Below are 11,906 nucleotides of genomic sequence, written 5' to 3' on the forward strand. Positions count from 1 at the left end.
CGCCTCGGTCGCCGCGTCGCCATTGTCGACGGCGTTGAAGCTAGCGCGCGAATTTGTGACAGTACAGTCCCCGAATCGGCTGGTGATAACCCAAGAGAACAGACCGGATCTCGCGATCAGGCAGACCGCGAGTAGTCATGTGCTCGTCCCATCACTCGATCTTGCGCTCGATTGGGCCAGGCGTGACGCAGGGATACCACGAACGGACGCAGGGTGAGCGCGACACACTGTCCCGATGAGCGGTGCACTGGTCGTCCTCGGCGGGCGAAGCGAGATCGGATTGGAACTGGCGCGGCTGCTGGCGCCCGGGCGGGTGGTCGTGCTGGCCGTCAGGCGGGCCGGTGACCTTGATCACCAACAGCGGTCGCTGCTGGACAGTGGGGCCGCCGCGGTGCACGCGGTGGAGTTCGACGCGGACGACCTCGCCGCGCACGAGTCCGTGCTGGACGGGATCACCGCGGCGCACGGTCCGATCGGCACTGTCGTCGTCTCGTTCGGGATCCTCGGCGATCAAGGGAAGGCGGAGACCGACGTGGCGCACGCGGTGTCGATCGTCCACACCGACTATGTCGCCCACGTGGCTGTCTTGACACATCTCGCCACACGCCTTAGGCGCCAAGGCAGCGGCGAGATCGTCGTGTTCTCGTCGGTCGCCGGTGTGCGGGTGCGGCGGGCCAACTACGTCTACGGGTCGGCCAAGTCCGGGTTGGACGGGTTCGCCAGCGGGCTCGCCGACGCACTCGCGGGCTCCGGCGTGCGCCTGCTGCTCGTGCGACCGGGGTTCGTCGTCGGCCGGATGACCGAGGGCATGCCGCCCGCGCCGTTCGCCAGCACCCCCGCGCAGGTCGCGAACGCCACCGCCCGCGCCTTGCGGCGCGGGCGGGGTGAGGTGTGGGTGCCTGGCGTGCTGCGACCCGTCTTCTTCCTGATGCGGTTGTTGCCCCGGGCGCTCTGGCGGCGGTTGCCCAGGTGAGTCGCCTACCGGTCCTCGGCCGCCGCCAGCAGCTGCCGGGGTAGACCGGCAGGCAGGTCCGTGCGGCGGCTGACGTTGAGCTTGCGGTAGACGCGGGTCAGGTGCTGCTCGACCGTGCTCACCGTGATGTAGAGCTTCCCGCCGATCTCCCGGTTGGTGTGCCCGAGCGCGGCGAGCACGGCCACCCGGCGCTCGGCCTCGCTCAGCGCGTCCATCCCGGTCGGCTCCTGGTGGCGCCCGCTCTGCTCGGGCACCTCCGGTTCCCGGCCGGGCAGCAGCTCCCGGCTCAGCGGCTCGGCCTGGCAGCCCTTGGCCATCTGCAGCGCGCGCCTGGCCACCGTGCGCGCCTTCTCGCAGTCCCCGGCCGCGCTGTGCGCGTGGCTGAGGTCGAGCAGCGCGCGGGCCAGTTCGAACCGGTCGCCGCCGGTGTGCAGCAGCTCCACCGCCTCCGACAGCAGCGGGACGCGCCGGTCGGCGGTCGAGGCGGCGGCCAGGATGCGCAGGGTCGCGCCGCGGGTGCGGGCACCCTCGCAGCCGGGCCGGGTGAGCTGGTCGGCCATCAGCGCGCGGGCGACCTCCCGGTTGCCCAGCGCCAGTTGCGCCTGCGCGGCACCGGAGCGCCACGGCACCAGCGCCGGCAGGTCGACGTCCCACCCGGACATCAGCTCGCCGCAGCGCTGGAAGTCCGCGAGCGCGGCGTGTGGACGGTCGGTGGCCAGGTAGTGGGAACCACGCGCGTAGAGGTACTGCAGACCGAACTGGGTCTGGTACATCGAGTCCGGGACCGGCACCCGCAGCAGCGCCGCGGCTTCCTCGTGCCTGCCCATCGCGGTGGCCGCGGCGACCTTCGTCGAGAGCGGCACCCCGATCGCGACACCCCACCCCTGCGGGGAGAGCTTCTCGAACGCGGCCGTCGCCAGCTCCTCCGCCGCGGGCAGATCCCCTTGGCGCAGGGCGACTTCGGCGCGCATGGCACCGATCACCGCCTGCCAGGTGAGCGCGCCGCGCGCTGTGGCGTCGGAGAGCAGCGAGTCGCACCAGTGCGCGGCCCGGTCGTTGCGGTCGGCGTGCACCAGCGCCGCCAGCGCGGACAGCTGCGAGCCGAGCGTCTGCTCACCGAGCCTGCAGCTCTGCAGGATGTGCTCGGCGGCGACGACGATCTCCTCGCGCGGGCCGCCGAAGCGCACCCGGTCGAGCATCGCCGACGCGCGGGTCCACGGGTTGGCCAGCAGCGGCTGCGGCTGCCCGGTCTCCGGCGCGGGCACCCCGGCGACCACCGGCGGGTACAGGAACGCCAGCCAGTGGAACACCAGGCTCAGCTGGCCCGCCATCGGCGCCGCGCGGTCGGCGGCGGAGGCGGCGAGGTCGGACAACGTGCCCGAGAGCTCCTCGGTGTGGCCGTACCAGAGCAGGAACTTGGCCAGGTGCACGGCGTTGCGGTCCGACAGCTTGCCCTGCGCCCGCGCCGCGCGCAGCGACGGCAGGTGCCTGGCGGCGGCCGACGGGTTGCGCCGCCACTCCACGCGCAGCATCTGGGTGGTGATGTCGGCGTGCTCGTCGACGTCCCTGCTGGTCCGCGCGGCCAGTTCCAGCCTGCGCACGGCCAGGTCCATCCGGTCGGCGACCAGGTCCTCCTGCGCGGCGTGGCGCAGCACCTCGACCGCCCACGTCTGCTCGCCCGGCTCCTCGGCGCCGTCCGCGGCGGTCAGGTGCCTGGCGACCTCGTCGGCGGGGGAGCCGTCGCGGTAGAGCAACCGGGCCGCGCGGGCGTGCAGGGCGCGGCGGTCGGCGGGGGCGATGCTGTCGAGCACGGCGGCCTTGGCCACCGGGTGCCGGAAGCGGCCGCCGTCGAGCAGACCGGCCAGCTCCAGCACGTCGAGCACCTGGGCGGCGGCGTCGGAGGTGATGTCGAGCAGGCTGCCGAGCAGCACCGGCGACCCGGCGTCGCCCAGCAGCGCCAGCCCGCGCGCCACCTGCAGCATCGCCGGTTCCCAGCGGTGCAGGCAGGCCAGCACCGCGGTGCCGAACTCCTGGCCGACCACGACGGCGCCGTCACCGGGGCGCAGGCCCGACCGCACCGCGGCCCGGTGGTCGTTGATCAGCGCGGTGACCAGCAGCGGGTTGCCGCCGCTGACCGCGTGGTGCACCGGGGCGAGCGCCGCGGCGGTCGCCGGGTCGAGCCTGCCCGCGAGCAGCTCGGCCACCCCGGCCAGGCTCAGCGGCGCCAACCGCAGGTGCGTGGTGTTGGGCTGGCGGGTGACCTCCGCGCGGAACACCGCCTGCGTCGGCCGCGGCAGCGCCCACTCGGTGAGCAGCACCAAGACCCTGGCGAACCGCATCCGGCGGCGCAGGTAGAGCAGCGCCTGCAGCGACTCGCCGTCGGCGAACTGGACGTCGTCGACCGCGATCACCACCGTCCGGTCGGCCGCCAGCTCCAGCAGCGCCGCGCAGACCTCGTCGAGCACCCGCGCGCCCGCCCGGCCGATCGCCGTCGGGTCACCGGTCGGATCAGGGGTGACCCGCTCGACGCGGTCCCGTTCCGTGCCGGGCTGTCCTGTGCCGTTGTGCCCAGTGCCGTCCTGCTCCGCGCTGTGCTGCCCGGTGTCGTGTTGTCCTGCGCTGTCAGCGACTCCGCCGACCCCGCCGAGCAGTTCGGCGATGCCCGCGGCGACCGCGGGCGACAGCGCGGGACCGGCGAACAGCTGTCGCAGCACGCCGAAGGGCAGCGTGCGCTCGGCGCGCGACCCGGTCGCCGTCAGCAGGGCCGCGCCGTCGGCGGCGACCAGGTCAGCGAAGGCGTGCAGCAACTCGGTCTTACCGCTGGCGACACCACCGCTGATCAACGCGACCTGGCCGCGACCACGACCGCTCTCGGCGTACAGCCGCCCGAGCGCGGCAAGTTCCTCTCCTCGTTCGACCAGCGCCATGCGCCCGCCCCTTCCCCTCCGGCCCTCGGCTCCGGTCCGGCCCCACCCCGCCCGAAGTCACGCTCGGTGATCGGTGTTTTCCCCGTTGCCCCACGCTCTGCGGTGAATCTAACGGCAATCACCACCGTTGTGGAAGGTTTGCCAATTGGCTGGATGAACAATGCGTGATGTTGATGCGTTCTCGCTTTCCGAGTGGACCAAGTGGAGCATCCGGTTAGGGCGCCAGCCGTACCGCGGTCCGATTGGTTTGGTTCGCATTCAACGACTTGCCGGGGCCGCACGCCTGTGACCGGGCGTCACAGCAAATACGGTGAGTCAGACACGAAGAGTTGGTGAATCGCCCACTGTGAACCTCAAGAGCGCCTTAAGTTGCCGCAGGTTAGGGGTGACCCCGGGGTTGCGCCCGCCGCGGACAGGGGTGGGAACGGGCCGCGGACGAGGCGACGAGACACCCGATGACCCTATCCCGGCGACTACAGCCGGTGACAGGTCTCGTCCCCCAATGGCCTAGTACGAGACGCGGGGCCGCGGTTGGGCCGGATTTCCGTTCACCTTGCGGTACGGCGGATCCAGAGCAATCCGAGAACGGGGAGGATGAGCGGCACGAAACCGTATCCCATACCGAATACCGACCACACCGTCGCGTCCGGAAATGCGCTCGGCGCGACCAGGCTCGCCGTTCCGATTAGCAGCACACCGGCGAGTTCCACCGCGCACGAGACGACCGCGACCCGGCGGGACGTCTTGGTGCCCCTGGCCAGGCACACGGTCGCCACGACGTAGACCGCGGCGGCGAACGCGGACAGCAGGTAGGCCAGCGGCGCCCGCTGGAAGTGGGTGCTGATCTGGCTGGCCGACCGCGCGCACGCCGCCAGCGCGAAGATCGCGTACACCGCGATCAGCAGCCTGCCCGGCCCGGAGCGGGTCGGGTTCGACGGCACCGCGTCCGGTGGCGCTGGGCTCGACGGCTCAGCCATGGGCCCACACCTGCCCGAGGCGCACGATCATCACCGGGATCACCAGCGCGCCGACGACCAGCACCGCCGTGCCCCAGCGGGTGCGCTCGGCCAGCGACCAGTACAGCGCGACGGGCAGGATCAACAGGGAGCCCAGCAGGTAGCCGCCGTAAGACAGGGCAGGCACGTCGTGGTCGGCGGTGGCGAGCTTGATGAAACCCAGGACCGCCTGGGCGAGCAGCCCGACCTCGATCAGCGCCAGCAACCCGAGGTAGGCCTTGCCGTCCGGGCGGTCCACCGGCAGCGGGCGGTCGGCCAGCACCAGCACCAGCGCCCACACCGCCGCCCCGACCGCGACCCAGGTCAGGGCGGGGGACAACACGTCGATCATCGCTGCGGCTCCCAGGCTCCGTCGTGACCCGGTGAGCCTCGCACGCCCCGCGCCACCAGCGCCGCGCGGGTGGGCGGCACACCACATGCTCTGCGCTGTCCGGGATGCGCGGGTGAGCCGGTCCGACTGGTGAGCTGGTCCGCCTGGTGATCTAGTCCACAGTGGAGAGCGAGCCGATGTGCGCGCGGATCCGGTCGAGCACCGCGGGCACGTGGCTGTTGAGGTAGAAGTGCCCGCCCGGGTAGACCTCGCGCTCGTAGCCGCCGTCGGTGTGGTCGGCCCACTTGTCCACCTCGGCCAGGGTGGCCTTGGGGTCGCTGTCACCGGTCAGCGCCAGGATCCTGGCCCGCAGCCGGGGACCGTCGGTGCGCCGGTAGATCTCGGCCGCCTTGTAGTCGGCGCGGATCGACGGCAGGACCATGCGCAGGATCTCGTCGTCGTCGAGCAGCTGGGTCTCGGTGCCGTCGAGCCGCTTGATCTCGCGGATCAGGCCGTCGTCGTCGAGCTCGTGCACCCGCTCGTCGCGCAGCGCGGACGGGGCGCGCCGACCGGACACGACCAGGCCGTGCACCACCGTCCCGCGCTCCTGCAGCCGCAGCGCCACCTCGAAGCCCAGCGAGGCGCCCATGCTGTGCCCGAACACGGTCAGCGGCTTGTCCAGGTACGGGGTGAGCACGTCGGCGACCTGGTCGGCCAGCTCGGCGATCGTCTCGACGCACGGCTCGAGGCGCCTGTCCTGCCGACCGGGGTACTGCGCGGCGATCACCTCGACCCGGGGGCTCATCGAGCGCGACACCGGGAAGAAGTAGCTGGCAGAGCCACCGGCGTGCGGCAGGCACAACAGCCGCGTGGCCGCGTCCGGCGCCGGGTGGAACCGCCGCAGCCACAGGTCCGTGCTCATCCCTCTGGTCCCCTCTCCCCTGGGTGCGTCCCTGTAGGGGATGTTGCCACGTATGTCGACGACTGGCGGTCGCCCCGGCCGTCCGCGAGCCAGGGGAATACGGCCCACACCGTTTCTCCCCGGCGTCGGATCCGCCGGATTTCGACGATCCCAGTCCCGGTCGGCGCCGGACAACCCCCTATGCCGAGTCGCACACCCCGGCCACCGGCGATATCGGTCCTGACCTGCGAGTAGGTCCGATGTCGAGCCGCGTTGTCGACCCCTGTCCACCCCTATTCGACCGGGCGTCGGGAAAAGTCCAGCTATCCCGAGGCGTTAACGGGAAAATGACTTCCCGGCAATCGCCGTCACTTCTCCGACACCCGCCGACCGGAGTAGATTGCCGGGTCGGACGCCGCTCGCCGGGTGTGGAGGGAAGGCCGGATGGCACTGGTCGAACGCGGCAGCGCGGTCGAGGCGTTGGTCGGCCACCTGGCCGAGTGCGCGTTGGGCGGGGCCCGGGTGGTCGCGGTGGCGGGTGGACCCGCCAGCGGCAAGTCGTGCCTGCTCGACCTGTTCGCCGACCGCGTCGCCGACTCGGGGGCGCTGCTGCTCACCGCGTCCGGATCGCGCGGGGAGCGGGAGATCCCGTTCGGCGCGCTCCGGCAGCTGGCGGCGGGCCTGCCCCCGGCCGAGGGCGACTTCGTCGACCGGGTCATCGCCGCGGCGCGCGAGCGGTCGGTCGTGCTGGCCGTCGACGACGTCCAACACCTCGACGGCGACACCCTCGGCCTGCTGGCGCGGGTCCGGGCCGAGGCCGTCGGGCTGCCGGTGCTGCTGGTGGTCACCGACTGGGAACCGCTGTCCGGGCCGCTGACCGCGCACGCCGACCACCGGTTGCGGTTGGGGCTGCTGACCGAGACCGGGGTCGCCGAACTGCTGCGCGCCGAACTCGACGACGACACCGCTGCCGCCGCGTACCACCGGACCACCGGCGGGAACCCGCTGCTGCTGCACGCGCTGATCGCCGACAACCGGTCCGACCCGGCCGCCGCCGAACCGGGCCTCGCGTTCCGCCAGGCCGTGGTCGCCTGCCTGCACCGCTGGGAGCCCCGGCTGCTCGCGGTCGCCAGGGCGCTCGCGGTGCTGGAGACCTGGTCGTCGCCCGCGGCGCTGGCCGAGCTGACCGACCAGACCGAGGCCGTGGCCGCGCGGCTGACCGGGGTGCTGACCTCCGCCGGGGTGCTGGTCGGCTGGCGGCTGCGGCACGAGGCGATCCGCGACGCGGTGCTCGGCGGCCTGACGCCGACCGAGTCCGCCCGATTACACCTGCGCGCGGCGCGGGTCCTGCACCAGCGCCGCGCGCGGCCGGTGGACGTGGCCCGGCTGGTGGTCGCGTCCGGGGAGGTTGATGACCAGGTCCTCGACGAGTGGGTCGTCGACGTCCTGCGGGCCGCGGCGCTCGACGCGATCGCCACCGACCGGGGCGAGTTCGCGGTCCGCTGCCTGGAGCTTGTGCTGCCGATGACCACGGGCCGGGTCCGTGCGCAGACCGCCGCGGACCTGGCGGGCGCGGTGTGGCGGCACAACCCGGCGGATCTGCTGTGTCTATCCGAAGTGGACCCGGTGACGGCGCTGCGGTTCACGTTGTGGCACAACGACCCTGAACGTCCGACTGAGGACGCCGGGCTCGCCTTGGCCAACGAGTGGATCCGGGGCTGCCGCCTGCCGACGCGGGTGAGCACGTCGTGGGAACGCGCGTCTGCCGCGCTGATGCCGGGACTCACCCGTGGGGCGCTGGGTGAGGTCGTCGCCAACGCCGAGCAGGTGCTGCACGGGTGTCCGCTGGGGGACCGGACCGTTGAGGTGTTGGCCGCGGCAGTGACGGGCCTGATGCTCGCGGACCGGGTCGACCTGGCCGAACGCTGGTGCGTCAAGCTGACGGCGGCGGCGGAGCAGCGCAGGGCGACCACCTGGCTCGCGCTGCTCGGCGCGGTCACGGCCGAGGTCGAACTCCGGCAGGGCGCGGTGCGGTCGGCTTACGCGACGGCGCAACGAAGTCTGGACCTGTTGCCCGCGCGGTCCTGGGGCGTGCTGATCGGTCTACCGCTGGCGACGATGATCGCGGCCGACACGGCCATGGGGATCACCGACAGCCCAGCGCTGCGCGAGGTCGTCCCGGACAACATGGGCGACACGCTGATCGGCGCCAGGTACCTGCGTGCGCGGGGGCACCATTACCTTGCCTCAGAACGGGTTCTCGCCGCGATCGCCGACTTCCAGGCGTGCGGTCGGGTGGTCACGGCCGCCGGCGCCGACCTGCCCGGGCTCGTGCCGTGGCGGACCGACCTCGCCGAGGCACACCTCCGATTCGGCCGCCGCCGCGCCGCCATGCACCTGGCCCGCGGCCAATCGGAACTCCCCGCGGCCGCGGCGCAACACACCCGCGCCCGGACCGTGCGAGTCTTCGCTTTGGCGGGCCACCAACCCATCCGCCTGCTGCAAGAAGTCACCGAATCCTTCCGAGCCTGCGGCGACCGCTACTCAGCCGCGGTGGCCATGGCCGAACTGTCCGCCGCCATCGCCGCCCGAGGCGACACCGCCCGAGCCCGCCGCGTCGCCAAATCCGCCGCCGACGAAGCCACAGCCTGCGGCGTCGGCGGCCTCCTAGACCGAGTCCCCACCCGCCGCGGCGACCCCAACGACCACACGGCTACAACTTTGAGCGACGCCGAACACCGAGTCGCAAACCTGGCAGCGTTGGGGCATACGAACCGGGAGATCGCGCACAAGTTGTTCATCACGATCAGTACGGTGGAGCAACACCTGACGAAGATCTACCGGAAGCTCGGAGTGCGACGACGGGCGGATCTACACGCGGGGCTGGCTGTCCACAGTGGTCGGGTGGCGGACCTGGGCCGCAGCCCGGTCCGGTGACAGGGCTGGCCGGTGGTGGGTTGTCCACAGGGGTGGAGTTGTCCACAGGCTCTAACTTCAGCCTCTCCGGCCCTGGGTGGTTCTCGGTAGGCTGTATATCGGGGGCTGCTTTGGGCGGGTTGATCTTGGGGTAGTGCGTTGAGCTGGGGATCTCCGGGTCTCGGGCCTCCGCTTCGCTGCGGTGGACGCCTCGGCTGCGCCATCGAACAGGCGCGAGAATGCGAAGAGCTCGATGGGGCGAACTTGTTTTGTGCGGGGCCCCTAGACCACCCGTGGCAGGACCGCAAAGCAGGGGCCGAAAAGCATGGCCCTGTCCGCGCAACGACGCTGCGGGTGGTCCTCCCCCACGCAAAACAAGTCCACCCCATCGAGCCGACCTGGCACCAGCGCCGTGGTGGAGCGCGTGTCGGCAACGTCGTCGGCGGGAGGTTGGGGCAACGTTGTTGGGTCTTCGCCAGTCGTTGCGGGTGGGCTGGGAGTGGCGTGGGGACTTGGCGGAGCCCGGGGGACTACGTGGGCTGGGTTGGTGGAGCGTGGGGCGGCAGCGCCGGGCGTGGTTAGCCGGGGCAGAGGGTGGTGATGCGTTCGGAGACGGTGTTGGCCACTGTGGACACGAAGGACGTCAGGTAGCCGTGGCCGCCTGCGAAGAGTTGGAGTTCGAACCAGCCGCTGGTTACCTCGCGCCAGGCGGGGGCGTGGGGGGCGGCTGGGTCGGTGTCGCCGACCATGGCGAGGATGTGGCAGGAGACCCGGTTGGCGGGGTGCCAGCGGTAGGTCTCGGTGGCGCGTTGGTCGTCGCGCAGGGTGGTCAGTGGGGTGGGTGCGGGGGAGCGGGTGGGTTGGGTGAACTCGCCGGTGTCGAGGTAGGCGGGGGTGCCCAGGCGGGACGGGCTGGGGGCGCCGGAGGCGAAGAGGGCGAGGGGGCGGTGGCCCGCGCGTTCCACCCGCACCGCCGTTTCGAAGGCGACCGCCGCGCCGAGGCCGTGGCCGAGCAGGGCGATCGGCAGGTCGGTGCGGTCGAGTTCGGCGCTGACCCGGTCCGCCAGCTCGGTCACCGAGGTGACCGGGGGTTCGTGCCTGCGGTCGCGCCGACCCGGGTACTGGACGCCGAGGACCTCGACCGGGCGGGCGATGGACTGGGCCAGTTGCAAGAAGAACGTCGCCGACGCGCCCTCGGGTGGGAAGCAGACCAGCCTGCAGCCGGGGGTGCGGGCTGTGCGCAGCCGGTGGACCCACGGGTGTCCCGCCGCGTTGCCGTGCGCGACCATGGCCTCCGGGTCCTCTCCGCGCGCGGGCGTTGGGGACTTTCCGGCGCCTGGGGGCCAAAGTGCCGGCAGCTGGTCACGCTGGGCAACCCCTAGCACCGGTGCGAGCCGGTGTCCAAGGTGCCCACGGCGAACGGCGCGCCTGCGTTAGGGGTTGAGGTTAGGGGGGACGCGCGGTCTAGCGTGGCGCGGGAGGGACCATGACCGACCTCGCGGACCGCCAGGCGCGGGCGCAGATGGTGCTGTGGCAAGACCACTTGCGTGCCGTGAGCGACCGTGGCGACCCGTACGCACAACTGCTGCGCGCCCCGGAGGACCCGTACCCGCTCTACGAGCAGGTGCGCGCCCGGGGACCGCTGCACCGCAGCGGGCTCGGCGTGTGGGTGACCGCGAGCCACAAGCTGGCGAACAAGGTGTTGCGGGACAAGCGGTTCGGCGTGCGCCGCGCGGACGGCACGAAGGCGCCGGAGTTCATGCCGTTCGACAACTCCATGCTCGGGCTCGACCCGCCGGAGCACACCAGGTTGCGCAAGCTGTCGGTGCCCTCGCTCAACCCGCGCAGGCTCCAGCGCTGGACTCCGCTCGCCGAGCAGGTGTGCGACGAGCTGATCGACCGGATCCTGGCCGGGCGCGCGGAGTTCAACCTGATGAGCGCCTTCGCCCAGCAGTTGCCGCTGCGGGTGATCGGCGACCTCGTCGGCATCCCGGAGCGGCACCGGCGGGCGTTCTTCCAGCTCAGCAGGCGGATGGCGTACCTGCTCGACGGGGTGGCCTCGGTCGAGGTGGCCAGGGACGTGCGGGCGGCGATCGCGGAGATGACGGTCATGTTCACCGACATCGTCGCCGAGCGCCGGGCCGACCCGGCCGACGACCTGATCAGCGACCTGCTGCCCGCCGTCGACGACGGTCGGCTGGCGATGGACGAGCTGGTGCCGCTGTGCATGTTCCTCCCGTTGGCGGGCACGGAAACCACGGTCAACCTCATCGGCAACGCGGTGCGCGCGCTGCTGCGCAACCCCGAGCAGTGGGCCGCGTTCAAGGCCGACCACACCCTCGCGTCCGCCGTGGTGCAGGAGACGCTGCGCTACGACACCCCCGTCCAGCAGTACCGGCGGATCGCGCACACCGACGTGGAGCTCGACGGCCACCTCGTGCCCGCGGGCGCGGAACTGGCGATCTGCGCCGGTGCGGCCAACCGCGACCCCGAGGTGTATTCGCGCCCGGACCGTTTCGACATCACCCGGGAATCAGGGCCGGACACGTTGTCCTTTTCCGCCGGAATCCATTTCTGCCTCGGTGCGGCGTTGGCCAGGATCGAGGCCGAGATCGCGCTCGTCGCACTCGCCGCGCGGCTGCCGGACCTGCGCCGGGTCGGCCAGGTGCGGCGCCGGGATTCCTTTATTATCAGGGGCATGCTCCAGTTTCCGGTCGCGGTGCGCTAGTAGGGGCCCGCTAGGGGTTGTCCGGTCCGGACCGGCGTCTTTATGGTTGGCGCGCGGAGAGGTGGAAATGCGCGCGGGCGGTTTCCGCGTGCGCCCGCAGCCGGTCGTGCGCCGCCCGAGAGGTCCTGGTAGATG

8 protein-coding genes are annotated in these 11,906 nt (G+C 72.1%); 3 read left to right on the plus strand and 5 right to left on the minus strand.

From position 1 onward, the window contains the following. Positions 1 to 235 precede the first annotated feature (235 nt). Positions 236 to 973, plus strand: a complete 738-nt coding sequence (gene dprE2 / locus LV79_RS10035; protein WP_253834396.1) for a decaprenylphospho-beta-D-erythro-pentofuranosid-2-ulose 2-reductase — start codon at positions 236 to 238, stop codon at positions 971 to 973. Positions 974 to 978: 5 nt separating this feature from the next. Here dprE2 and LV79_RS10040 read toward each other — a convergent pair whose 3' ends face one another. From LV79_RS10040 to LV79_RS10055, 4 genes are all read right to left on the minus strand, one after another. Beyond that, positions 979 to 3,900 (minus strand): helix-turn-helix transcriptional regulator, encoded by a 2,922-nt coding sequence (locus LV79_RS10040; RefSeq protein ID WP_253834398.1) that lies wholly within the window; start codon positions 3,898 to 3,900, stop codon positions 979 to 981. Between the two features lie 548 nt (positions 3,901 to 4,448). Next, positions 4,449 to 4,877 carry a hypothetical protein gene (locus LV79_RS10045; protein ID WP_253834401.1) on the minus strand — a complete coding sequence of 143 codons (429 nt, stop codon included), beginning with the start codon at positions 4,875 to 4,877 and terminating at the stop codon, positions 4,449 to 4,451. Next, positions 4,870 to 5,247: a hypothetical protein gene (locus tag LV79_RS10050; RefSeq protein WP_253834403.1), complete on the minus strand. Its 378-nt coding sequence runs from the start codon at positions 5,245 to 5,247 to the stop codon at positions 4,870 to 4,872. The genes LV79_RS10045 and LV79_RS10050 overlap by 8 nt, the downstream gene beginning before the upstream one ends. A gap of 151 nt (positions 5,248 to 5,398) precedes the next feature. Continuing rightward, entirely contained in the window at positions 5,399 to 6,148 is a 750-nt protein-coding gene (locus LV79_RS10055; protein WP_253834405.1) for a thioesterase II family protein, read from the minus strand. A gap of 423 nt (positions 6,149 to 6,571) precedes the next feature. Here LV79_RS10055 and LV79_RS10060 point away from each other — a divergent pair, with 423 nt between their 5' ends. Next, on the plus strand, positions 6,572 to 9,064 hold the full coding sequence (locus LV79_RS10060) for a helix-turn-helix transcriptional regulator (protein ID WP_253834407.1): 2,493 nt from the start codon (positions 6,572 to 6,574) through the stop codon (positions 9,062 to 9,064). A 557-nt stretch (positions 9,065 to 9,621) separates the two neighbouring features. Here LV79_RS10060 and LV79_RS10065 read toward each other — a convergent pair. After that, positions 9,622 to 10,332 (minus strand): thioesterase II family protein, encoded by a 711-nt coding sequence (locus tag LV79_RS10065; RefSeq protein WP_253834409.1) that lies wholly within the window; start codon positions 10,330 to 10,332, stop codon positions 9,622 to 9,624. A gap of 197 nt (positions 10,333 to 10,529) precedes the next feature. On the opposite strand from LV79_RS10065, the gene LV79_RS10070 reads away from it, so the two are divergent. Next, positions 10,530 to 11,771: a cytochrome P450 gene (locus tag LV79_RS10070; protein WP_253834411.1), complete on the plus strand. Its 1,242-nt coding sequence runs from the start codon at positions 10,530 to 10,532 to the stop codon at positions 11,769 to 11,771. Positions 11,772 to 11,906: the final 135 nt, after the last annotated feature.

The organism is Actinokineospora globicatena, from assembly GCF_024171945.1.
Taxonomy (GTDB): Bacteria; Actinomycetota; Actinomycetes; order Mycobacteriales; family Pseudonocardiaceae; genus Actinokineospora; species Actinokineospora globicatena.